The sequence below is a fragment of the Maritalea myrionectae DSM 19524 genome (assembly GCF_000423365.1).
GTDB lineage: Bacteria > Pseudomonadota > Alphaproteobacteria > Rhizobiales > Devosiaceae > Maritalea > Maritalea myrionectae.
The window spans coordinates 160,476-182,770 of the sequence record NZ_AUHV01000002.1 but is presented as its reverse complement, the minus strand read 5'-3'; the positions used below and the strand labels follow the sequence as shown (position 1 = coordinate 182,770).

The following is a 22,295-nucleotide window of genomic DNA, read 5'->3' as shown; positions in this document are numbered from 1 at the left end:
TTAGGCTTGCTGTTCGGCACCTGATTTATAGATTTGCAACTTGCGGCGCTCGGCACGTACGGGCGCCATCGCTTCCATCACGCGTGAGCGGGGGAAGGTAGCGATCACTTCGGTGCCAAACCGCAGCTTTGAGAAAAGGTCGAAGCGGCCACCGTGCAGATCCATGATTTTCTGAACAATCGGCAAGCCGAGGCCGGCGCCTTGCTCTGCTGTTTTTTGTGCCAAAGAGCCTTGGCCAAATGACGAGAGAACCGTCGCGATTTCGCTTTCTGGAATGCCTGGGCCATTGTCGCGAACAGAAATCATTTGGCAGTTATTGTCGCCAGCCGCGACCTTAAAGATAATTCGGCCAGACTGCGGCGTGAACTTGATGGCGTTAGACAAGAGATTCAAACATACCTGACGAATCGCGCGTTCATCGCCCCACAATTTTGGCAGTTTCTCATCAAATTCGGCCACCAGCTCAATGCCTTTTGAGCGCGCGCGAATCTCCAGCATGCGCCGACAATCTTCTGCGATATTGACCAGAGAAATAGCTTCTTCGTTCAGCTCATACTTGCCCGCTTCAATCCGCGAAAGATCAAGCAACTCATTGATCAGGTTCAGCAAATGCTGCCCAGAGGCGTGTATGTCTGCTGCATATTCTTTGTAATTGGGGTTTTCAATTGGCCCCAATACCTCCGATGACATGACCTCGGAAAAGCCGATAATGGCGTTTAGCGGCGTGCGCAATTCATGGCTCATGGTCGCCAGAAAGCGCGACTTGGCGATATTGGCCTGTTCGGCCTCGCGTCGCGCTTCGTCAGACATGCTTTTGGCTTCTTCAAGCTCAAAAATCAGCATGTCTTTTTCAGCCCGATGCTCCAGCGATTTGATGGCAGATTTGTGCAAGGTGCGCGCCAGAAAGTTGAAGAAAACCCCAGCCCCGACAGCGAGAACGGCCAATGCATAGTTCAACATGCTGCCTGACAGCACCAACATACCGCCCACGGTCAAAATCCCTGGGACAGAATTGGCCAATGTCGCTGAAGGCACTGCGCGAGAAGAGATGGCATTTGCCGCAACGCCAACGAGCAATATTGCCCACTGAATGACAGCAACTTCTTGTGCTGCCGCGGTGATCGGCAAAAAGGCGATCGTTGCCCAGCTCACCCCATAAACGATCTCGACAATCACAAATGTCGTGGTCTGCCGCCGTGCATTAAAGCGCGATTGACCTGCCTTCAAAAACTGTTTGCAAGAAACCATAACAGCGGTGTGGCCGACCATCACAATCGCGGCCCAAGTGGCCAAATAAATCAGCGGCACCCAAACTGAGGTCAAAAGCGCGATGGCAATAACCAAAATGGGCATGGCATATTTGCCGGACAGGCGAGTGCCAGCATAATCGCGCAGCAGTTCATAGTCATAGGACGCCATTGTGCCTGAACTGGAGGTCAGGCGCTGACGCGCATCGCTCACTGCACGCTGATGCGATTTTCCGCGATCAGAGCGCACAGCTTTTTTTGCCTCTGGTGAAGAGTCTATGGACATTAGAACGCAATACTCACAAATTGTCCGAAAACTACGGTTAAAATTACTCTAACGGGTGATGGTTAACTCCCCGTTACGAAAAAACTTAGGATAAGCATGAAGCGCAGATTTTTTTCCCTTCGGCGGGCTGCCACTTTTGTCATAATTGCGGGGCTGCTCGTTGCAATGGTGGTCGGTACGCAGACGCCGTCCAATCAGTCGCTCTATGGAGTCGCTAGGGTGAGTGATGGCGACAGTGTTCGGCTGCAAAATCAGCGCGTACGCCTCGTGGGTATAGACGCACCTGAGTTGAAACAGAATTGCCAACGTAATGGCAAAGACTGGGCATGCGGTGAAGCGGCGCGCTCCGCGTTAAAGTCAAAAATTGCGGCGCAAGAGATCACCTGTACGGGTGATCGGCGGGATCAATATCGCCGTTTGCTGGCCGTCTGTTATTTGGGGCGCGAAGATCTCAATGCGTGGTTGGTGCGCGAGGGATGGGCGGTGTCTTACAATGATTATGCCATTGATGAAGTACTGGCGCGCCGGGACCGTCGCGGCATTTGGGATAGCGAGTTTGAATCGCCGCATAAATGGCGGGCTATCCGCGGCGCTGCAGAAAGCTCAAGCCTTGGCTGGCTGACGCAATTTTGGCCGTTTTAGAATTTTATGTCGATTTGTTGAATTAATATTGCCCTCTTTTGCGATTTGGCGTATTTAAACATCTCCGAATAGAAGATTTTTCCATTGGTGCGCTATGCTTGATAAGATTGATCGTAAAATTCTCGCCCTATTGCAAAAAGACGCCACGATGCCTGTGGCCGAGATTGGGCGCAAAGTTGGCTTGTCGACAACGCCTTGCTGGCGGCGCATTCAAAAGATGGAAGAAGATGGCGTGATCAAGCGCCGTGTGGCCGTGCTCGATCCCGCAAAAGTCAATGCGGGCGTCACCGTTTTTGTCTCTGTGCGGACCAATCAGCACAACGACGCTTGGCTGAAGAAATTTGCCAGCGTGGTCGAAGCCCATGACGAAGTCGTCGAGTTCTATCGTATGAGCGGCGATGTCGATTATGTTCTACGCGTTGTGGTGCCAGATATCGCGCATTATGATCGCTTCTATCAAAAGCTGATTTCTGAAATGTCCATGAGTGACGTGAGCTCAGCTTTTGCCATGGAGCAAATCAAATACACAACGGCGCTGCCCTTAGACTTTTCCGAATTCGATAAACAAAAGAAATAGGGCTTAGCCGCCGGTCACTGACATGTGGCGGCCCACATGGCGCTGGGGCTTTAGCCGGTCAATTTCAAAATCATGCCCTTTGGGTTTGATCGCCATGGCGTGATCCAACAGATCGGCAACAGCTTGTGGCCCATCCTGGCGCAACGCGTCGCGCAAATTCACTTTGTCATTTTGTCCAAGGCACAAATAAAGCTCGCCCGTCGCCGTCAGGCGCACCCGATTGCAGCTCTCACAAAAATTATGGGTGAGGGGGCGGATAAAGCCAATACGCCCGCCTGTTTCACTGACGCGTTTATACCGTGCTGGACCGCCAGTATCTAACGGCAAATCCTCAAGGGTATAGCGCGCACCAATATTATCGATCACCTCGGTCAGCGGCAAATATTGATCTTGACGATCAATGTCCACCGCGCCCATGGGCATGGTTTCGATCAGGGTTAAATCCATGCCCTTGCTGTGCGCCCATTCCATCATCGGCACAATTTCATGATCATTGTCGCCGCGCAGCGCCACCATATTGATCTTGATCTTCAAACCGGCTTCAAGCGCGCATTCGATGCCGTCCAACACCTGCTGCAAGCGGCCCCAGCGGGTGATCTTGGCAAACTTGTCTGCGTCCAAAGTGTCCAGAGAAACATTGATCCGCTCAACTCCACTCGCCACCAACTGGCTGGAAAAGCGTTTGAGCTGGCTTCCATTGGTGGTCAAGGTCAGTTCATCAAGCGGGCCATCATTCTTTTGCTGCCCCAATCGCTCAATCAACGTCATGATGTCGCGCCGCACCAGCGGCTCACCGCCTGTCAGGCGCAGCTTCGTCACGCCACGGGCGACAAAAATCGAAGCGATTTGCTCTATCTCTTCCAAGCTCAGCACTTCTGACTTTGGCAAAAACGTCATGTTTTCCGCCATGCAATAGGTGCAGCGGAAATCGCAGCGATCAGTCACCGAAATGCGTAAATATGTAACTGCGCGACCAAACTGATCGATCAGCGGTCTACTGGAAGAATTATCACTCATGTTGTGAAAGCTAACTTCAAAGGGTTTGCGGTTCAATCAAAAGCGCACGAAAAAACCGGGCTTTTTGCAAAACCCGGTTCAATTCTTGTTGATCAGCAATTGACCTTAGTGGCGAACGATCACGCGTGCGCCCACTTTTGAACGATTATATAGATCAATAATGTCGTCATTGGTCAGTCGAATACAGCCAGATGAAACAGCTTGGCCAATTGTCCAAGGCTCAGATGTGCCGTGCAATCGGTAAATTGTGCTGCCAATATAGAGCGCACGGGCGCCCAGTGGGTTTTTCGGGCCACCTGGCATATAAGCAGGCAGACCAGGTACACGCTTGCGCATGGCTGGTGGAGGTGTCCAGCCGGGCCATTCTGCTTTGCGGGTAATGCGGTGTGTGCCAGACCAGCGGAAACCGTCACGCCCAACGCCAACACCATACTTTACAGCTTTCCCGTCGCCAAGAACGTAATAAAGGCGACGCTCTGAAGTTTCGACGACGATCGTGCCTTTGGCAAGCTTGGTTTCGTAATCTACTGTCGTGCGCCGAACGCTAGAACCGCGCCGACCTGAGGATTGCATCTCACTGGCATCGACCCAGCGGTTATTTCGTGAGTCATAAACGCGGTCCGCGGACGCCTCAAGAACAGTGCCTCCAACCAATGCCACGCTGAGCAAAAGCATAATTGTGCGTTTGAGCAATTTCATAGCCCCATCATCTCCAAATGAATTCAAAATGTGCTGTGTTCGGCAAAGCCCTCGTCCGAACGGCACCCCTCCTAAAAAGCAAGTTTTAGGTTAAAACAATATGAAACTTAACTGTTCTTGTCCAAAATAATTTGGCAAAGCAATAAATTTATTGTGAATTTGCGCCGTTCTTTGTTAAGTCGAGAGCAAATCATCGGCTTTTACAATTATTGTGAGATTATCTTGTCTGACGAACTAAAAAAACAAGCAGCACTCGCCGCCATGTCCGAAGTGAAATCTGGCATGAGAATCGGACTGGGCACCGGCTCAACCGCAAAGCACTTTGTTGATTATTTGGGGGCAGAGGTGGCCAAAGGGTTTGAGTGCCTTTGTGTTCCAACCTCTATTGCCACGATGCAACAGGCGCAAGCGCTCAATATTCCGCTGACGACATTGGATGAAATCGATCGACTGGACGTGACGGTTGATGGCGCTGACGAGATCGACGAACAGATGCAACTGATCAAGGGTGGCGGTGGTGCATTGCTGCGCGAAAAGATCGTTGCAGCGGCCTCTGACAAAATGGTGGTAATCGCTGATACATCAAAACTGGTCGAAACGCTTGGCAAATTTGCTTTGCCCATTGAAGTGAACAAGTTTGGTCTGGGCGCTACGCAAAATGCTGTCTCTGATGTGATGCAACAAACTGGTGCTGAGGGCGGGTTGGTTTTGCGTCAAAGTGGTGACAAACCGTTTGAAACCGACGGCGGGCATTTTATTCTTGATGCATCTTTTGGCCGTATTTCCAATGCACAAACAGTGTCAGAAAAACTATTGAATGTTCCCGGTGTCGTGCAACATGGCTTGTTTTTGGGCCTTTGTGCAAAAGCTTATTTGGCTGACGCGACAGGGGTAAAACAGCTTGGATAAGCAAGCGGGGAGTAAATGGATATGAACAAAATAATTGCACTTTTGGTCGCAGGTCTCTTGTCAATCGCCACATCGGCCACAGCATCTTCACAAGAGATAACCCCCGAACATCTGGCGGTGGCGGAAGAGTATGTCGAAATGACAGACACAGGCAAAGTCTATGAAGTGTCTCTTCTCAACTCCATACGCCGCGTGGCTCAAGCACTTGCACAACAAGATCCAGAGATGACTGAAACGATCGTAAAAACGGCACGGGAGGTTGCGCAGGAGTATATCGACGCAGGCAACCCCCTTTATAAGCAATTTGCCCGGATTTACGCCATTCGGTTTACGCCTGAAGAACTTGGTGAAATTGTAGAATTTTACAAGAGTGACACGGGCCAAAAACTCCTGAACAACAATGTCAGCATTAATAGCGATTTGAAAGCTGCCGTAGAAGTTTGGGAAAACAACTTTTTGGTTGAATATGAGCGTAAAGTGAAATCAGCTTTGGCTGAAGAAGGTGTTGAACTTAACTAGTCCTTCCATCAGCACAATTATGTGAAGCCTCTTGGGTTGCCCAAGGGGCTTTTTTGTGGTCAATCACAGGCAATTAAATATGGAGTTATTTCATGGGACGTCATTTTGATTTGATAGTGATTGGTGCTGGCTCTGGCGGCGTGCGCGCTGGGCGTTTGGCGTCAAGCTATGGCGCGAAAGTTGCGGTCATCGAAGAATATCGCTTGGGCGGAACCTGCGTTATTCGCGGTTGCGTGCCGAAAAAGCACTTTGTTTATGCCTCGCGGTTTCCGGAGCAATTTGAAGTGGCCAAAAGCTTCGGATGGTCCATGAAAGACGTGCAATTTGATTGGGCAACCCTGCGCGACAATAAAGATAAAGAAATCAAACGGCTTGAGGGTATCTATGGCAATATCCTTGATAATGCGGGCGTCACGCTGTTTCGAGATCGGGCGGAGTTGACCAGTGGCACTTCAGTGAAGCTGCAAAAGGATGGCGAAGAACTAACGGCAGATCGCATCTTGATCGCCACGGGCGGCACCCCCTTTGTGCCAAACATTCCGGGCGCGGAATTGGGCATTACCTCAAATGAAGCGTTCCACCTTGAAAATTTGCCGGAAGAAATCTTGATTGTTGGCGGCGGTTATATCGCGGTCGAGTTTGCCGGTATTTTCGCTGGCTTTGGTGTGAAGACGACATTGGCTTATCGCGGGCCGCAAATCCTACGTGGTTTTGATCAGGACGTGCGCGACGCAGTTGCTTCGCAAATGCAAGAGCGCGGCATTGAGATTTTGACAAACACCGATCTTGAGTCTTTGGAAAAGTCGAAGCAAGGGGCGATCAAAGTCAATTATAATACCGGGAAATCGCAATCCTTCGGCGAGGTGATGTTTGCCACGGGCCGCACGCCGAACACCAAAGGGTTGGGCCTTGAATACACCGACATTGAAGTCGGCGCGCGTGAAGAGATCATCGTTGATGAGCAATCACGCACATCATGCCCCACTGTATTTGCTGTGGGTGACGTGACCGACCGCGCTGCCCTGACGCCGGTTGCGATCCGGGAAGGGGCCGCGTTTGCAGAAACGTTCTACAATGATAATCCCACATTCGTGCACCATGACTTGATCCCCACAGCCGTATTTTCTGAACCGGAGGTGGGCACCATCGGCATGACAGAAACCCAGGCTGGTAATCGCTACCACAAGGTCAATGTTTATAAAGCCGCGTTTCGCCCGATGATGAACACGTTGACCGACAAACCCGCAAAAGAAATCTATAAGCTGATTACTGATGCGGATACGGACAAGGTTTTGGGCGTGCACATCGTTGGTCACGCGGCGGGCGAAATCATTCAAATGGCGGGTATTGCGGTCACCATGGGGGCCACCAAAGCAGACTTTGATCGCACCATTGCAGTGCATCCAACGGCGGCGGAAGAGTTGGTGACCATGAAACAACCCAGCTATGTGCTGGAATATGGCAAAAAGGTCGAATAGTTTTGAAAGGCGCCGGGCTTCGGCCCGACGCCTTTTACCTTGCCTTGATCCGAACATGCCGCTTTAATCTGCCCAATCAGGGAGGCAGAAATGGGTAAGGTTTCCGGAATTGGCGGTGTGTTTTTCCGCAGCGATGCAGGCGATGAACTCACCACATTTTACCAAGAAATGTTCGACATAAATTTGGGCGCTTGGCTTCATCAGGAGGCTGGGCCATCGGTGATCGCGCCATTTAAGCCCGATACCGAATATTTTGGCCCCAAGACCAATCAGTTCATGATCAATTTGCGGGTGGAAAATATTGATGATTTCATCCAAGAATTGCGTGCGCGTGGCGTACAGGAAATTGGTGCGGACGACGAGGAATATGGCCGGTTTTTCCGCTTCCTTGATCCGGCAGGCAACGCTATTGAATTGTGGGAGCCGCCCGCAGGAGAACTGCCAGAAGACTAAATGACCACCCTTCGGGCTAGACGACGGTCAAATCGGCAACGAAGGACCGCACCGATCCACATACCTCTAACCAATGGCGCGGGCCAGTGTCGTTTGGATGCGATGCAAGAGGCGATCTAACTTACGAGGATCCATCTTCTCCGCCTGATATTGAACGATAAAGTCGAACTTGGCCTTTGGGGCACACACGCCGACAAGCGCGGTCTTTAGTATCCGGCGCACCGGACGCCATAGGATAAGTCGATCAACCCACCAGGGTGAACCCATCGTTGTAACAGCAATCACATGCTTGAGGTTGTCCAGTTTAGGATGCAGCGTAGACAGGTCCGCGGCGTGATCAAAAGCCACGCCTGGCGCCCATACCCGATCAAACCAGCCCTTCAAAATGGCCGGAAAACCAAACCACCAAGTTGGGAAAACCAGGATCAATATGTTCGCGGCCTCAAGCTCGGCAATTTCCTCTTTGAGGCGCGATTGATCATAGGTCTTGTAGAAGCTGGCTCTTTCCTCCGGCCGTAAACGCGGGTCGAAATGCTGATCATAGAGGTCGCGATGCGCCACCATCGCATCCCGTGTCGCCAACCCGGCCTTGATCTGCTCGGTGAGATGAGCACAAAGACTGTCTTTTAACGGGTGAGCGGAAATCACGAGCACATTCGACATTTTGTCTCCTATGCGCCAACCAAGCCGCGCAATGCCGCGCCGACCAGATAGGCAAGGCCAGCTGCAGACATGCCAATGGCAAATGTTTCCAATGCACTTGTCCACCAGCTCCAAGTTGACCACAACGACTTCACAGCGCCGATGGCCAAAAACACAACACCAGTCATGGTCGCGGCAACAATTGCGCCGGCGGGCAGGCCAAGGAAATAGGGAACGAGAGGCACAGCACCACACAAAAGGAAGGCCCAAAAAGTAGCCAGCGCCGCCCGAATAGGGGAGCGCTGAACGTTTGATAGGCCATATTCCTCAGCCATCATGGTTTCCAGCCACATATCTTCGTGCGTTGTGATCAGATTGACAATTTCCTCAAGCTCTTCGCCAGAATAGCCTTTATTGGCAAAAATTTGCCGCACTTCCTCGCGCTCGCCTTCTGGATGTTGGCGTATATGACGCTTTTCCACTTCGAGCACGCGGTTATAGTCGTCGATTTCAGCTTTTGTGCCAGAATAGTTCGAGGCTGCCATGGAAAAACCGTCAGCGAGCAAATTGGCAATGCCCAACACCACAACAACGCCTGCGGATAGTTCTGCGCCGACAACGCCCGCCACAATGGCAAATGTCGTTACAGCGCCGTCAATCCCGCCATAAATCCAGTCGCGCAAATAGCTGATTTTCGGGCCAACGCTCAACCGCGAATGAATGTCGGTAAACTTATGAGAATGGTTGAGGTCGCGCATGTTCAACTCCGGCGTTGGGAAACAGTTTGGTTCATACCGATATTGTCAGGCAAAAGCAAAGCGACATTTTTTCGCGATTGCCGAACCCAAATTGGCCTTAATAACTGGTTTCTGTCGGGAAATTCTGGTAAATCCTACGGGTTATGTAACTAGAAAATGTGAAAGCGAGTAAAAATTATGCATAACTGGACACCTGATAGTTGGAGATCGAAAGACATCCGCCAGGTTCCGGCTTATCCAGATAAGGCGGAGCTGGCTGCTGTTGAAGAGCGCCTTTCAAACTTTCCGCCGCTCGTATTTGCAGGCGAAACGCGCGGTTTAAAGGATCAATTGGCAGACGTGGCAAAAGGCAAGGCCTTTTTGCTGCAAGGTGGCGATTGTGCCGAAAGTTTTGCCGAGCACCATGCCGACCATATTCGGGATTTTTTCCGTGTCTTCTTGCAAATGGCCGTAGTGTTGACCCATGGAGGGTCCAAGCCGGTTGTTAAAGTTGGCCGTGTTGCCGGGCAGTTTGCCAAGCCGCGTTCATCAGACAATGAAACAATCGACGGCGTAACGCTGCCAAGCTACCGCGGTGACATCATCAACGATATCGAGTTCAACGAGGCGTCTCGGGTGCCCGATCCGCAACGTATGATCATGGCCTACCGCCAATCCGCAGCGACATTGAACCTGATCCGTGCCTTTGCCTCTGGTGGCTATGCCAATTTGGAGCGCAATCACGATTGGACTATGGAGTTCATTAAGGGCACCAACTCTTACGAAAAGTATGAGGGCGTGGCGCAAAAAATTGATGACGCGATCGACTTTATGCGCGCCTTGGGCATCAATGCGGATAACACACCGCAATTGCGTGAGACCAAATTCTATACCAGCCACGAAGCATTGTTGTTGGGCTATGAACAGTCGTTGACCCGTCGTGACTCAATCACCAATGATTGGTATGCCACATCAGGCCATATGCTTTGGATTGGTGATCGCACCCGCGACATCAATGAAGCACATGTGGAATATTTTGCTGGCATCAAAAACCCAATTGGCATGAAGTGCGGTCCAACAATGGAAGCGGACGATCTGTTGCGTTTGATCGACAAGCTGAATCCAGAAGATGAAGCAGGGCGCCTGACGCTGATCACCCGTTTTGGATCCGACAAAGTTGAAGAGCACTTGCCGCGCCTTATCGAGGCGGTGGAAAAAGAAGGGCGCACAGTGGTGTGGTCTTGCGATCCAATGCACGGCAATGTGGTCAAAGCATCGACTGGGTATAAAACCCGTCCGTTTGATCGGATCTTGTCCGAAGTGAAGAGCTTCTTTGAAATTCATCGTCAAATGGGCACCTATGCAGGCGGTGTGCATGTGGAGATGACAGGCAAGGACGTCACTGAATGTGTTGGCGGCGCGTCTGCGGTTACTGAAGCTGAATTGTCCAGCCGGTATCACACCTATTGTGATCCGCGCTTGAATGCCTCTCAATCTATTGAGTTGGCCTTCTTGGTGGCCGAGGAAATGAAAACACAACGGACCGAGCGTCCACGTGAACTGGCTGCGATCTAAAGCAAACACACGCTAGAAATGATATAGGGGCGTCACAAATTTTGTGGCGCCCTTATTATTTTGTTAAGACAAACTTAGCCGCACATTAACCTTAATAGCCCATAAATATGCACAATTGTTTTGAGTTCGGAGTGCATCATGCGGCACACATCAGTTTGCTATATTTTATCAGCTCTTGTCGGATTAACTGCAGGGCAATCGGCCTTGGCAGCAGATTTTCCATCAGATTTGCGCGGCGGCTACACGGAGCAGGGGTGGGAAGATTCCTCGTTTGAAGGGGTCGGCCTCACAACCGGTGTTCGATATTGGTATGCACAAGGCGGGCAAAATGTGGAAAGCTTTGGTGAAAGCTTCACGTCAAACGACACAACGCATTTCGGCGAGCTCTATTTGCGTGTTGACGATGATTATACCAAGTCATTCGTGAACTTGGTTGGCGGTTACTCCGCATTGATCAATGGTACTTATTCAAACAGTGCTGATGGCGTAACCGACGCCGCAATAACTGATGGCAAGGTCGCCTATTTTATGGGTGACTTTGGCTATATGCCCATTCACTTTGAGGATGGCGACAATTCTGGCGGTTTGGGTTTGATCGCTGGCTATCAGTATTGGAACGACTCGCCAGATATGGGCCGGGGCAACTTCGCGACCATCGATAGCGCTGCGGACGTGTCTTGGGATGTCGGCACAGGCGAGCCCATTTATGGCGGTGACAGCACTGTCAATAATCTCGACGTCAATGCGTTGCGCTTGGGCGTAGTGGGTGAGGCTGATATGGGGGCATTCCACATCTCTGCTGAGGCCGCAGCAATTCCTTATGCGCAAGTCAATGGCACGTTGGCAGCACGGATCGTGCCAACCACTGATTTTGGTACTTATCAAGTCACTCAATCCGGCCCGACTGAGTTTAGCGGCAATGGTTATGGTGGCACCGCGCAAGTGATGGTCGGCACCAGCATTGACAATTGGAATTTCAATGTCGGCGGCCGTGCATGGTATTTGGAAGCACGTGGCGAAGCCCGCTACGAAGTCGCTACCGTTACCGACGGGGTGGACAGTGAGCCAGACGGCACCTACGAGACCGATGGCACAGTTGCCCTGCAAAATTATGTCACCGATTTGCAGGCCTTCTCAATGTGGCGCTACGGTATTTTGGCGGAACTGTCCTACTCGTTCTAACATCCTCACCAAACACACTGTTCAAGGCCGGGTTTCCCCCGGCCTTATTTATATGTGAGCCCTTGCCCTTAAAGGGGCAAAGCGTTAAAGCATGGGCTGTTTTGAACCTTCATGATGGACGGGCCGCGTGGCTGATAAATTGCGAATTGCATTGGCGCAACTTAACCCTACAGTTGGCGCACTTTCCAAAAATGTAGAAAAAGGCAAAGCCGCGATCGACGATGCGGTGGCCGCAGGCGCGAACATATTGATGTTCCCCGAACTTTTCCCCACAGGCTATTTCCCTGAGGATTTGTTGTTCAAACCCCAATTTGTCAAAAAGGCAATGGAAGCCGCCAAGGAATTGGCCGCGCATGGGCGCGATAAAAACATTTCACTTCTGATCCCATCGATTTGGGTGGATAATTTCCAACTTTACAACGCCGTCTTGTTGGCAGAAGGCGGCGACATTGTCGATTGGCGCGCCAAGCACGATCTGCCCAATGATGACGTGTTTTACGAAAAGCGTTATTTCACGCCCGGCAATTTGCCCGGCCCCTTCAACATTCAAAATGTGCGCGTTGGCGTGCCGATCTGTGAAGATGTGTGGCGCAAGGAAGTGGTGGAATGTTTGGCCGAAACCGGCGCAGAACTTTTGCTTTGCCCCAATGGCTCACCCTATTGGCGCAACAAGCATGATTTGCGCATGAATGTGGTGGTAGAGCGTGTGGTCGAAAGCGGCCTGCCGATGCTCTATCTCAACCAGATTGGCGGCCAAGACGAGCTTATCTTTGATGGTGCGTCCTTCGGGGTGAATGCAGATCGATCCTTGGCCTTTATTGGCAAAAGCTTTGAAGAAGAACTGATCATTACCGATTGGCACCGCGCCGAAACCGGCTGGGTGTGCGACACCGACAAGGTTGAACCGCTGGCCTCAAATGATGGCGCTCCATGGCGCGCCTGCGTTTTGGGTTTGCGCGATTATTTGCACAAAAACCATTTCCAAAAAGTGGTGTTGGGCCTCTCAGGCGGTATCGATTCTGCCGTTGTGGCGGCCATCGCGGTGGATGCCATCGGCGCAGAAAATGTGCACTGCATTATGCTGCCTTACAAATACACCTCGGAAGACAGTCTGAAAGACGCCAAAGACTGCGCTGAAGCATTGGGCGTGCGCTATGATGTCGTCGCCATTGGCGATGCAGTGGAGGCCGCGACCGATGCGCTGGCTCCTCTGTTTGAAGGTCTCAAGCCAGGGCTGGCGGAAGAAAATCTACAATCGCGTATGCGCGGCACCTATTTGATGGGCGTCTCCAATAAACTTGGCTCCATGCTCATCACCACCGGCAACAAGTCCGAAATGGCTGTGGGTTACGCCACGATCTATGGCGACATGAACGGCGGGTTCAACCCGATTAAAGACCTTTATAAAATGCAGGTCTATCATCTGGCCGACTGGCGCAACCACAACATGCCGAAAAACTGCCTTGGCCCTGAGGGGCGGGTGATTCCGCAATCCATCATTGAAAAAGCGCCAAGCGCAGAGTTGGCACCAGATCAAAAAGATCAGGATAGTCTGCCGCCTTATCCAGTGCTGGATGCGATTTTGGAAGGCTTTGTGGAAGGCGAAAAGAGCTTTAATGAAATCGTAGGCGAGGGGCATGACCCGGAAGTGGTCGCCAAAGTGCAAAAATTGCTTTATATCGCCGAGTACAAACGTCGACAGGCCGCGCCTGGGCCGAAATTGACGCAAAAAGCGTTCGGCCTGGGCCGCAAATACCCCATCACAAACGGTTTTCGCGACGAAGGAAATTAGGAAAAATTATGTCTACAGTCGTGCGATTTGCACCATCCCCAACGGGATATATTCACCTCGGTAATGCGCGCCCAGCTTTGATGAACTGGATGTTTGCGCTGAAAACAGGTGGCCAATTCATTCTGCGCTTTGACGATACGGATCTGGAGCGCTCGAAAAAAGAATATGCTGACGCCATCGAAAAAGACCTCGCCTGGCTCGGCATCAAACCCCATCGCTTGGAGCGTCAGTCAGAGCGTAAAGCCGCGCATGATGCTGCCCGAGACAAGCTGATTGCTGATGGTCGTCTATATCCGTGCTATGAAACCGCGGACGAGCTGGACCGCCGCCGCAAGCGCGCCCGCGCCATGGGCCGCCCGCCGATCTATGATCGCGCCGCACTCAAGCTGACCGACGAAGAAAAAGCCGCTTTTGAAGCCGAAGGCCGCAAGCCCCACTGGCGCTTTAAGCTGGAAGGCAAAGAAGTGCATTTTGATGATGTGGTCCGCGGCGATCAGGTCGTGAACACAGACACAATGTCCGATCCAGTCTTGATCCGTGCAGATGGCTCTTATCTTTATACGTTGCCGTCCGTGGTGGACGATATCGATATGGGCGTTACCCACGTGATCCGCGGTGAAGACCACGTCACCAACACGGGTGCACAGATTGAGCTGTTCGAAGCCCTGGGCGCAACGCCCCCAACCTTTGGCCACCACAATTTGCTCACCGACGCCACAGGCGAAGGCTTCTCCAAGCGCAAGGGATCGTTGTCGATCACCAATTTGCGGGAAGAGGGCTATGAAGCGCTGGCAGTTGCGTTGATCGCTATTCTAACCGGCACCAGCCAGCCGGTTGCACCGCATGAAAGCCTGGACGAGTTGGCACAGAGCTTTGACATCTCCATGGTGTCGCGTAGCGCCGCACGCTTTGATCCTGCCGAATTGGATGGCTTCAATGCGCGCATGGTGCATGGCTTGAGCTATGATGACGTGAAGGATCGCTTGGCTGAACTGGGCGTTGACGATGCCGAACAGCTTTGGAACGCGGTGCATGAAAATCTGCAAAAGGTTCACGATATTCGCGACTGGCAAAAGCTGGTCTCAGGCCCGGTTGAAACTGTGGTTGCTGATGAGGATAAAGACTTTATCGCCACCGCTGCCGAGCGGTTGCCACAAGAGCCGTGGGACGAGAACACATGGTCAGAATGGACGAATGATTTGAAGGCCGAAACAGGCCGCAAAGGCAAGCAATTGTTTATGCCTTTGCGCTTGGCGCTCACAGGTCAAAGCCATGGACCAGAGCTTAAGACCCTTCTGCCACTTCTGGGACGTACGGCGTGTCTGGACCGACTATCCTAACGGTTTTGTCGCCGAAATTCACAAGGCGAAGTCCGGAATAAGAGCTGGCGGCAGTAACTTGAACGTTGTTGCCGCCATTTTCAAGTCTGGGGTCGGGGCGCGGCAATGGAATAAAGCTGGCCGCTGCGACCTCAATTTCCAGTCTTTTGCGCGGATCGCGACGAGGCAGGGGAAAGCTCAAGTCGCCGAAGGTGATCACGGCATTCGATGAGTTTCCACCCGCAGCCAATTCAATTTTGCCATAGCTTGCAGCATCTTGCGGCTGGCAGGTTTCATCATAAACTTGACGATACCGGAAGGCATTCGGACTTTGACTATAGGGGGTACCGTTAAGGTCGATCATTGTTTCGGGCGACCCATCCGAATTGGAATAATAATAGAGCTTCACATCACCCTGCCGGAAATTGCCTTTGCAAACGGCTTGATCGTCCGGGATGTATTCGGGAAGGGTGGAAAAGCTCACGGGCCAATAAAAGCCATCGCAACTGCGCGCACAAACGGTGCGATAGGTCTCGCGATTATAGAGGTCGTAATAGTCTTCCTCGATAATATCATTGTCATCGTTCGATCCGAAGATCCGTTCAAACAATGATTTACGCTCGGGCTGGCGATTATTTATGGTCCGGTTGCCGCTGTCATTGTTGCCACATCCAAACCGCGCATATTGTTGTAGGGCTTGTTCACGGGCCTTGGCCACTTCTGCCCCTTCTTGCACGCGCGCTGCCAAACTTGAGTAGTCCCTGCGTTCGCTCTGAATTTTGCGGCCAATGGAGCGACAGGTGGAATCCAAGCGCTTGCCGGCGTTGAGCGCCTTTTGGCACCCGCGGCGCACAAATTCGCTTTCCCAAGCCTTCACTTCTTTTTGCGCCTCGCGCAATGCGTTATAGTTGTCGCGATAATTGCGGAAATTGCGATTGCGTTCGAATGAACGGATTTCGCGTTGCAAACCACGGCAGCTATCAGCTTGCGCAAAGGCAATCGACTGCGGCAGAAAAACTGAAAAACATAAGACCACGAGGGTTGCAAAGCGAAGCATAAGACCATTCATTTGATTTATCGGGCCACACTGACTGCTCTTTAAGACGATTTGGTGGCAAAAACTATCCGTCACTGGCAAATTATTGTGGCAAAAACATATTAATTCTGATTCTCAGGGTCTAGACCCAAATGCACTCTAGACAAACCGGCACCAGCAAGGGGGCTTTATGAAACTGGCAACATTGGACAATGGCACACGCGACGGACAGTTGGCGATCGTCAGCAAAGATTTGAAGCGATGCACCTCTGCCTCTGCCATTTCGCCAAACTTGCAATCGGCGCTGGACAATTGGTCGGATGTTTATGCTGCGCTGGATGCGCTTTATCACAAGCTCAATGAGGGCGACATTGCTGGTAAGGCGTTTGAGCCGCATCTCACCTTGGCGCCGTTGCCGCGCGCCTACCAGTGGATTGATGCCTCAGCCTATTTACCGCATTTGCAGCGTGTACGCGCCGCAAAGGGCTCGTTGCAGGACCCGCAAGATGAAAAGCCCATTATGTATCAGGGCGGATCAGATCATTTGTTGGGGGCCGAAAAGGATATTGAAGTCACTGACGATGATTTGGCGCTGGATTATGAAGCTGAAATCGCGGTGATTTTGGGCGATGTACCGCTTAATCCAAGCGATGATGATGCCCGCAACGCCGTGCGATTGATCACCCAGTGTAACGATGTGTCCTTGCGTCGGCTTGTGGCGGGTGATTTGCAGGAAGGGTTTGGTTTTTTTCATTCGAAACCCGCTTCAGCCTTTGGCCCAGTTGTGGTCACGCCTGACGAGCTGGGCGCCGCATGGGGCGAGGGGCGCGTCACGGGCCAGTTGCAAAGCCGCGTCAATGGATTGCTCTATGGCCAGCCACGCACGGAAAAAGAAATGGTGTTCGACTTCTATCAACTGATCAAGACCGCAGCGCAAACCCGCAGCTTGAGCGCCGGGACCATTTTGGGCGGCGGTACGGTCGCCAACACGCATGATCAAATCTTGCCCATTTCCAGCGATGGAATCGGCTTTTCTTGCATTGTGGAAGCGCGCATGGCGGAAAAAGCAGCCGATGCCGAGCAGCGTACGCCCTTTTTAAAGTCTGGCGATCAGGTTTCGATTCAGTTTTTGACCGACAATGGCGATGCACCATTTGGTGAAATCAAGCAAACGGTTCGGCTTTTGAACAAGCCCGATTAGGCTTCGCCGCAAACCCATTTTGTCCTTCAACTAAAGTCAAAAGGGCAGCCGCAAATTTGCGGTTGCAATTAGTTTCGCGCGTAACTATTATGTCGATATAGTTACCGTTGTAACTAATTGGAGGAAAGAATGAAGATCGAACAAATTCACCACGTTGCCTATCGCTGTAAAGACGCTAAAGAGACCGTCGAGTGGTATACAAAAATGCTCAATATGGATTTTGTGCTCGCGATCGCTGAGGATCATGTGCCCTCAACCCATGAGCCTGATCCCTATATGCATTTGTTCCTGGATGCAGGGAACGGCAACGTGTTGGCCTTTTTTGAATTGCCCACAAAACCGGAAATGGGCCGTGATGAAAACACCCCGGTTTGGGTGCAGCATATCGCTTTCAAAGTGAAAGACCGTGATGAATTGATCGAGTTCAAAGAGCACTTGGAAAAGAATGGTGTGGACGTATTGGGCGTCACAGATCACTCAATTTTCCACTCCATCTATTTCTTTGATCCCAACGGTCACCGCGTTGAATTGGCCTGTCCAGATCCCGAAGAAGAGAAGCTGTTGAAGCGGCTTGATGAGGTGAAGTGGGATATGCTTGAAGAATGGTCCCGCACCAAAAAAGCACCAAAGCATGCAGACTGGCTGCACCAAAAGGAATTGGCTGAAGTCTCATAAAAGCCAGATTTTTGTCGCCTTCTATCACGTAAATGTGAGCGCGCATCGCACTGCGATGCGCGTTTTCATTGATGCAAATGTAACTTTGTAATGGCATACTTCGATAAGTTTTGTGCAATCGCATACTTGCAAGTGATAGGGAGAAGACAATGAAATTCAAGATGATCGCGGTGGCTGCCACTTCAATCGCACTCGCCATGGGGGCTGTATCTGGTATCAGCGCCCAAGAAGACGTAATTGCTGAGCGTCAGCAAACCATGAAAGACATGGGTGCTGCACTCAAAGCGGGCAAGCCTGGCGATATTGCGCCATTGGCCGCAAAGCTGAAAATGCTGTTCCCTGAAGGCTCAACAAGCGCTGATTCAGAAGCGACACCATTGATTTGGGAAGAATGGGATCAGTTTGTCGCTTTGTTCGACAAGCTGGAAGCCGCGTCGAATGCAGGTGCAAGTCCGCGTGATTTGGGCGGCACATGCAAAGAGTGCCACGACACATATCGTGAGAAAAAAAGCTAAAATCATCTGAATGATAAGAATTTAAGGGGAGCCGTCTGGCTCCCCTTTTTTGGTTTTGCGCTAAAAAAATCTATTTCGGCTTGATTTTCTTGGCACTTTTCGCTCAAAGTGCGCCCATGAAGCAAAACCGTAACCAAATCTGTATTATTGGCTGCATTATTATCCGCTAAATCTTAGCGGCGCGGTTTTGTATTTCCTAATTCCATGACATTGCAAAATCCTCGCCGCTGACGGCCGATTATGGCTGGCCGCAAAATCAATATTGGGCTGAGGGACATGACTGAAATTCAACTGTACAACACACTGACACGCCAAAAAGAGCGCTTCGATCCGATCGATCCCAACAATGTGCGCATGTATGTGTGTGGCCCCACCGTTTATGATTATGCCCATATCGGCAATGGACGCTCCGCCGTGGCCTTCGATTTGCTTTATCGGCTGCTGCGCCATGTTTATGGCGCTGAACATGTCACCTATGCGCGCAACATCACGGACGTTGACGACAAGATCAACGCCCGCGCCGCAAAAGAGCATCCGGGCATGGAGCTGAACCAAGCCATTCGCGAGGTCACCGAGCGCACCGCCGCGCAATATCAGTCCGATATGCACGCGCTAGGCAATCTGGACCCGGATTTGCAACCCCGCGCCACCGATAATATTGCGCAAATGATCACCATGATCGAAACGTTGATCGACAAGGGCCATGCCTATCAAGCGGGCGGCGAAGTGCTGTTCGATGTTACCTCCATGGCCGACTATGGCAAATTCTCCAACCGCAATCTTGATGAGCAGCAGGCAGGCGCGCGCATCGAGGTGGAAGAACATAAGAAAAGCCCAGGCGATTTCGTGCTCTGGAAACTCTCAGATGAAAACCAGCCGGGATGGGATAGCCCTTGGGGCAAAGGCCGCCCGGGCTGGCATTTGGAATGCTCGGCCATGACCGAGCGCTATTTTGGTCAGATTTTTGACATCCATGCCGGCGGCATTGATCTGGTGTTCCCGCACCATGAAAACGAGATTGCCCAATCGCGCTGCTCTCATGGGACAGACCGCATGGCCAACTATTGGCTGCATAACGGCTTTTTGCAGATCGAAGGTGAAAAAATGTCCAAGAGCCTGGGCAATTTTTACACTATTGCTGACTTGCTGGAGACCGAAAGCTTCGGCAACCGCAAATGGCCGGGCGACGTTTTGCGCCTTGGTTTGATCATGACAAATTATCGCGAGCCGATCGATTTCACCCTGAAACGGCTTGAAGAGGCGGAGAAAAACCTTAATCGCTGGAAAGCGACCATGTTGAAGTTGGGGTTGGATTTTGTGGAGGAAAACCGCGCCGAATATGAGGCGCTTGGCCCATGTTCAAAGCTGTTGGCGCATTTGGCCAACGATATGAACATGTCCGGTGTGCTGGCCGAGCTGCATCGCCACGCGGGCGGTGATCGTGAGCATAATGCGCGGCGCTTGTTTGGCTCGATGCAACTTTTGGGTCTCATCACCTTTGATGACATGTTGGCCTATCAAGCGGCCCAAAATGCGGGGCCAGAGCATGAGCAGGCCGATCAGATCGAAGCCAAAATTCAAGCGCGTTTGGATCATCTGAACGCCAAAGAATGGGGCGAAGCAGACGCGATCCGCGATGAACTGACCGCCATGGGCATCAAACTGAAAGACGGAAAAGACGAGGCGGGCAACCGCATCACCAATTGGGAGGTCGCATAAATGTCCGAATCAATTCACACCGGGGGCTGCCAGTGCGGCGCAGTGCGCTACAAAGCGCTGGGCGATGATTTTGGCGGGTCCATCTGCCATTGCCGCATGTGCCAAAAACAGTCTGGCAGCTATTTTGGCGCATTCGCCACCTTCAGCAACGATAAGGTGACCTGGACGCGGGGACAGCCAAGCTATTTTCAAAGCTCCACAGTCGCCAAGCGCGGCTTTTGCAAAGATTGCGGCACCCCGCTTACCTATGAGTGGGACCGCGATGGTATTTCTTTGTCCATCGGCAGCTTTGACGATCCAAACAAAGTCGCCCCCACAAAGCAGCTCGATTATGCAGCACGCATCAAAAGTTTTGATGATCTGCACGAATTGCCCATCCGCCCGGAAGACCCTGAGTTCCAAGCTCAGCTTTCTGCCATGAAAAACTTCCAGCACCCCGATCACGACACAGCCGAATGGCCCGATAGTCAGGACTGAACATGACCAAAGAACGCCTATATTTATTCGACACAACATTGCGCGATGGTGCCCAAACAGCGGGCGTAGAGTTTTCAGTTGAAGACAAAATTACCATCACCAAATTGCTCGATAATTTAGGCGTTGATTATATTGAAGGCGGTTATCCGGGTGCCAATGTGGTCGACACCGAATTTTTCGAAAAAGACCGCACCAAAAACGCTACGTTCACCGCCTTCGGCATGACCAAACGTGCGGGCCGCTCCGTAGAAAATGACCCCGGTGTGCAGGGCTTGCTCAACTCGGCGGCCAAAGCCATCTGTTTTGTGGCCAAGGCGTGGGACAAGCAGATCGAAATGGCCATGGGCATTTCGCAGGCCGAGAATATCGAAGCAATCCAGTCCAGCGTTGAAGCAACGCTTAGCGCACAAAAGGAATGCATCGTCGACTGCGAGCATTTCTTTGATGGTTACAAGTCCAATCCGGATTATGCGATCTCCTGCGCCAAAGCAGCCTATGATGCAGGTGCCCGTTGGGTCGTCTTATGCGACACAAATGGCGGCACCATGCCTGATGAGATTGAAGCCATCGTCACCCATGTGCAGCAATCTGTGCCAGGCAGCCATCTTGGCATCCATGTGCACAACGACACGGAGCAAGCCGTGGCCAACACATTGGCTGCTGTGCGGGCAGGGGTGCGCCATGTGCAAGGCACCTTGAATGGCATTGGCGAACGATGCGGCAACGCCAATATGATCTCCTTGATCCCAACTTTTGCGCTTAAAAAGCCATTCTGTGATGAGCTGGAAATTGGCGTTGGGCAGAAGGAACTCGAGGGGCTGACTTCCTTATCGCGGCAGTTTGATGAGTTGCTCAACCGTGCCCCGGCGCGGCAAGCGCCTTATGTGGGCGCGACTGCCTTTGCCACCAAGGCAGGCATTCACGCATCAGCAATCCTCAAGGACCCATCGTCATATGAGCATATTGATCCCGCCTTGGTGGGCAATGAGCGCAATGTGATGGTGTCGCAGCAAGCCGGAAAGTCTAATCTACTGACTGTTTTAGAGCGCGTGGGCCTGAAGGTTGAAAAAGATGAGCCGCGCCTTGATCAGCTGTTGCGCAAGGTGAAAGAACGTGAGGCACGCGGCTATTCATATGATGGCGCTGATGCGTCATTTGCTTTGCTCGCCCGTCGCACATTTGGCCAACTGCCTGAGTTTTTCCGGGTGGAAAGCTTCCGCACCTCAGTTGAGCGACGCTACAACGCCAATGGCGATTTGATCACCATGTCCGAAGCGATTGTAAAGATCGAGGTGAATGGTGAAATGCTCATGTCTGTGGCCGAAGGTAACGGTCCGGTCAATGCGCTCGATTTGGCCATGCGTAAAGATTTGGGCAAATATTCGGACCGCATTGATGACCTTGAATTGGTTGATTTTAAGGTGCGTATCTTAAACGGCGGCACGGGCGCGGTCACCCGTGTATTGGTTGAATCGAGAGATAATACTGGCGAACGCTGGTTTACCGTAGGTGTTTCTCCAAATATCATTGATGCATCGTTCGAGGCGCTGTATGAATCAGTGACTTATAAACTTATGAAAACCGAGTCTTAATGGAGT

General features: G+C 51.7%; 22 protein-coding genes. 16 read left to right on the top strand and 6 right to left on the bottom strand.

All coding sequences use genetic code 11. The annotated features are described in order from the left end of the window. The gene (locus G549_RS18420; RefSeq protein ID WP_036220721.1) at positions 1 to 1,533 is read right to left on the bottom strand and encodes a sensor histidine kinase; all 1,533 of its coding nucleotides are present in this window, start codon (positions 1,531 to 1,533) and stop codon (positions 1 to 3) included. A gap of 96 nt (positions 1,534 to 1,629) precedes the next feature. On the opposite strand from G549_RS18420, the gene G549_RS18415 reads away from it, so the two are divergent. Together G549_RS18415 and G549_RS0100910 are read left to right on the top strand one after the other, a co-directional pair. Continuing rightward, positions 1,630 to 2,175: a thermonuclease family protein gene (locus tag G549_RS18415; protein WP_210162378.1), complete on the top strand. Its 546-nt coding sequence runs from the start codon at positions 1,630 to 1,632 to the stop codon at positions 2,173 to 2,175. A gap of 94 nt (positions 2,176 to 2,269) precedes the next feature. Beyond that, positions 2,270 to 2,752 carry an Lrp/AsnC family transcriptional regulator gene (locus G549_RS0100910; RefSeq protein ID WP_027833448.1) on the top strand — a complete coding sequence of 161 codons (483 nt, stop codon included), beginning with the start codon at positions 2,270 to 2,272 and terminating at the stop codon, positions 2,750 to 2,752. Between the two features lie 3 nt (positions 2,753 to 2,755). On the opposite strand, the gene moaA is transcribed toward G549_RS0100910, so the two are convergent. Together moaA and G549_RS0100900 are read right to left on the bottom strand one after the other, a co-directional pair. Then, on the bottom strand, positions 2,756 to 3,769 hold the full coding sequence (moaA, locus tag G549_RS0100905; RefSeq protein ID WP_051213084.1) for a GTP 3',8-cyclase MoaA: 1,014 nt from the start codon (positions 3,767 to 3,769) through the stop codon (positions 2,756 to 2,758). 105 nt (positions 3,770 to 3,874) lie between these two features. Further along, positions 3,875 to 4,468 (bottom strand): L,D-transpeptidase, encoded by a 594-nt coding sequence (locus tag G549_RS0100900; protein ID WP_027833446.1) that lies wholly within the window; start codon positions 4,466 to 4,468, stop codon positions 3,875 to 3,877. Between the two features lie 219 nt (positions 4,469 to 4,687). Here G549_RS0100900 and rpiA point away from each other — a divergent pair, with 219 nt between their 5' ends. The 4 genes from rpiA (at position 4,688) to G549_RS0100880 (ending at position 7,827) form a co-directional block, all read left to right on the top strand. After that, positions 4,688 to 5,377 carry a ribose-5-phosphate isomerase RpiA gene (rpiA, locus tag G549_RS0100895; RefSeq protein WP_036221072.1) on the top strand — a complete coding sequence of 230 codons (690 nt, stop codon included), beginning with the start codon at positions 4,688 to 4,690 and terminating at the stop codon, positions 5,375 to 5,377. A gap of 21 nt (positions 5,378 to 5,398) precedes the next feature. Then, on the top strand, positions 5,399 to 5,896 hold the full coding sequence (locus G549_RS0100890; protein ID WP_027833444.1) for a DUF2059 domain-containing protein: 498 nt from the start codon (positions 5,399 to 5,401) through the stop codon (positions 5,894 to 5,896). A gap of 92 nt (positions 5,897 to 5,988) precedes the next feature. Then, the gene (gor, locus tag G549_RS0100885; RefSeq protein WP_027833443.1) at positions 5,989 to 7,374 is read left to right on the top strand and encodes a glutathione-disulfide reductase; all 1,386 of its coding nucleotides are present in this window, start codon (positions 5,989 to 5,991) and stop codon (positions 7,372 to 7,374) included. Positions 7,375 to 7,464: 90 nt separating this feature from the next. Continuing rightward, positions 7,465 to 7,827, top strand: a complete 363-nt coding sequence (locus G549_RS0100880) for a VOC family protein (RefSeq protein WP_027833442.1) — start codon at positions 7,465 to 7,467, stop codon at positions 7,825 to 7,827. A gap of 66 nt (positions 7,828 to 7,893) precedes the next feature. Here G549_RS0100880 and G549_RS0100875 read toward each other — a convergent pair whose 3' ends face one another. Further along, positions 7,894 to 8,490 carry an NAD(P)H-dependent oxidoreductase gene (locus G549_RS0100875; protein ID WP_027833441.1) on the bottom strand — a complete coding sequence of 199 codons (597 nt, stop codon included), beginning with the start codon at positions 8,488 to 8,490 and terminating at the stop codon, positions 7,894 to 7,896. A gap of 8 nt (positions 8,491 to 8,498) precedes the next feature. Beyond that, positions 8,499 to 9,227, bottom strand: coding sequence for a VIT1/CCC1 transporter family protein (locus G549_RS0100870; RefSeq protein WP_036220716.1), 729 nt, complete (start codon positions 9,225 to 9,227; stop codon positions 8,499 to 8,501). Positions 9,228 to 9,401: 174 nt separating this feature from the next. On the opposite strand from G549_RS0100870, the gene G549_RS0100865 reads away from it, so the two are divergent. The 4 genes from G549_RS0100865 to gltX all read left to right on the top strand — a co-directional run bounded on the left by G549_RS0100865 (position 9,402) and on the right by gltX (position 15,095). Next, positions 9,402 to 10,781, top strand: a complete 1,380-nt coding sequence (locus G549_RS0100865) for a class II 3-deoxy-7-phosphoheptulonate synthase (protein ID WP_027833439.1) — start codon at positions 9,402 to 9,404, stop codon at positions 10,779 to 10,781. A 138-nt stretch (positions 10,782 to 10,919) separates the two neighbouring features. Beyond that, on the top strand, positions 10,920 to 11,963 hold the full coding sequence (locus tag G549_RS0100860) for a hypothetical protein (RefSeq protein WP_027833438.1): 1,044 nt from the start codon (positions 10,920 to 10,922) through the stop codon (positions 11,961 to 11,963). Positions 11,964 to 12,090: 127 nt separating this feature from the next. After that, positions 12,091 to 13,755, top strand: coding sequence for an NAD+ synthase (locus G549_RS0100855; protein ID WP_027833437.1), 1,665 nt, complete (start codon positions 12,091 to 12,093; stop codon positions 13,753 to 13,755). Positions 13,756 to 13,763: 8 nt separating this feature from the next. Continuing rightward, positions 13,764 to 15,095: a glutamate--tRNA ligase gene (gene gltX / locus G549_RS0100850; RefSeq protein ID WP_027833436.1), complete on the top strand. Its 1,332-nt coding sequence runs from the start codon at positions 13,764 to 13,766 to the stop codon at positions 15,093 to 15,095. Here the strand turns inward: gltX and G549_RS21065 are convergent. Then, entirely contained in the window at positions 15,040 to 16,131 is a 1,092-nt protein-coding gene (locus G549_RS21065; RefSeq protein ID WP_027833435.1) for a DUF2865 domain-containing protein, read from the bottom strand. The two genes, gltX and G549_RS21065, sit on opposite strands and share 56 nt — an antisense overlap. 169 nt (positions 16,132 to 16,300) lie before the next feature. Here G549_RS21065 and G549_RS0100840 point away from each other — a divergent pair, with 169 nt between their 5' ends. The 6 genes from G549_RS0100840 to cimA all read left to right on the top strand — a co-directional run bounded on the left by G549_RS0100840 (position 16,301) and on the right by cimA (position 22,289). Next, entirely contained in the window at positions 16,301 to 17,311 is a 1,011-nt protein-coding gene (locus tag G549_RS0100840; protein WP_027833434.1) for a fumarylacetoacetate hydrolase family protein, read from the top strand. Positions 17,312 to 17,440: 129 nt separating this feature from the next. Beyond that, a complete protein-coding gene (locus tag G549_RS0100835; RefSeq protein ID WP_027833433.1) occupies positions 17,441 to 17,986 on the top strand; it encodes a VOC family protein in 546 nt (181 codons plus the stop codon). Between the two features lie 149 nt (positions 17,987 to 18,135). After that, positions 18,136 to 18,501 carry a c-type cytochrome gene (locus G549_RS21060; protein ID WP_027833432.1) on the top strand — a complete coding sequence of 122 codons (366 nt, stop codon included), beginning with the start codon at positions 18,136 to 18,138 and terminating at the stop codon, positions 18,499 to 18,501. 240 nt (positions 18,502 to 18,741) lie between these two features. Continuing rightward, positions 18,742 to 20,220 carry a cysteine--tRNA ligase gene (gene cysS / locus G549_RS0100825; protein ID WP_084633810.1) on the top strand — a complete coding sequence of 493 codons (1,479 nt, stop codon included), beginning with the start codon at positions 18,742 to 18,744 and terminating at the stop codon, positions 20,218 to 20,220. Beyond that, positions 20,221 to 20,697, top strand: a complete 477-nt coding sequence (locus tag G549_RS0100820) for a GFA family protein (protein ID WP_027833430.1) — start codon at positions 20,221 to 20,223, stop codon at positions 20,695 to 20,697. 2 nt (positions 20,698 to 20,699) lie between these two features. Next, the gene (cimA, locus tag G549_RS0100815) at positions 20,700 to 22,289 is read left to right on the top strand and encodes a citramalate synthase (protein ID WP_027833429.1); all 1,590 of its coding nucleotides are present in this window, start codon (positions 20,700 to 20,702) and stop codon (positions 22,287 to 22,289) included. Positions 22,290 to 22,295: the final 6 nt, after the last annotated feature.

Excerpts from the sequence above, each read along its gene's own strand:
- cimA (WP_027833429.1), top strand. The coding sequence starts at position 20,700 with ATGACCAAAGAACGCCTATATTTATTCGACACAACATTGCGCGATGGT.
- moaA (WP_051213084.1), bottom strand. The coding sequence starts at position 3,769 with ATGAGTGATAATTCTTCCAGTAGACCGCTGATCGATCAGTTTGGTCGC.
- cysS (WP_084633810.1), top strand. The coding sequence starts at position 18,742 with ATGGCTGGCCGCAAAATCAATATTGGGCTGAGGGACATGACTGAAATT.
- G549_RS0100860 (WP_027833438.1), top strand. The coding sequence starts at position 10,920 with ATGCGGCACACATCAGTTTGCTATATTTTATCAGCTCTTGTCGGATTA.
- G549_RS0100880 (WP_027833442.1), top strand. The coding sequence starts at position 7,465 with ATGGGTAAGGTTTCCGGAATTGGCGGTGTGTTTTTCCGCAGCGATGCA.
- G549_RS21060 (WP_027833432.1), top strand. The coding sequence starts at position 18,136 with ATGAAATTCAAGATGATCGCGGTGGCTGCCACTTCAATCGCACTCGCC.
- G549_RS0100875 (WP_027833441.1), bottom strand. The coding sequence starts at position 8,490 with ATGTCGAATGTGCTCGTGATTTCCGCTCACCCGTTAAAAGACAGTCTT.
- gltX (WP_027833436.1), top strand. The coding sequence starts at position 13,764 with ATGTCTACAGTCGTGCGATTTGCACCATCCCCAACGGGATATATTCAC.
- G549_RS0100835 (WP_027833433.1), top strand. The coding sequence starts at position 17,441 with ATGAAGATCGAACAAATTCACCACGTTGCCTATCGCTGTAAAGACGCT.
- G549_RS0100820 (WP_027833430.1), top strand. The coding sequence starts at position 20,221 with ATGTCCGAATCAATTCACACCGGGGGCTGCCAGTGCGGCGCAGTGCGC.
- G549_RS21065 (WP_027833435.1), bottom strand. The coding sequence starts at position 16,131 with ATGCTTCGCTTTGCAACCCTCGTGGTCTTATGTTTTTCAGTTTTTCTG.
- G549_RS0100890 (WP_027833444.1), top strand. The coding sequence starts at position 5,399 with ATGAACAAAATAATTGCACTTTTGGTCGCAGGTCTCTTGTCAATCGCC.
- G549_RS0100910 (WP_027833448.1), top strand. The coding sequence starts at position 2,270 with ATGCTTGATAAGATTGATCGTAAAATTCTCGCCCTATTGCAAAAAGAC.
- G549_RS0100900 (WP_027833446.1), bottom strand. The coding sequence starts at position 4,468 with ATGAAATTGCTCAAACGCACAATTATGCTTTTGCTCAGCGTGGCATTG.
- G549_RS0100840 (WP_027833434.1), top strand. The coding sequence starts at position 16,301 with ATGAAACTGGCAACATTGGACAATGGCACACGCGACGGACAGTTGGCG.
- gor (WP_027833443.1), top strand. The coding sequence starts at position 5,989 with ATGGGACGTCATTTTGATTTGATAGTGATTGGTGCTGGCTCTGGCGGC.
- G549_RS0100870 (WP_036220716.1), bottom strand. The coding sequence starts at position 9,227 with ATGCGCGACCTCAACCATTCTCATAAGTTTACCGACATTCATTCGCGG.
- G549_RS18420 (WP_036220721.1), bottom strand. The coding sequence starts at position 1,533 with ATGTCCATAGACTCTTCACCAGAGGCAAAAAAAGCTGTGCGCTCTGAT.
- G549_RS18415 (WP_210162378.1), top strand. The coding sequence starts at position 1,630 with ATGAAGCGCAGATTTTTTTCCCTTCGGCGGGCTGCCACTTTTGTCATA.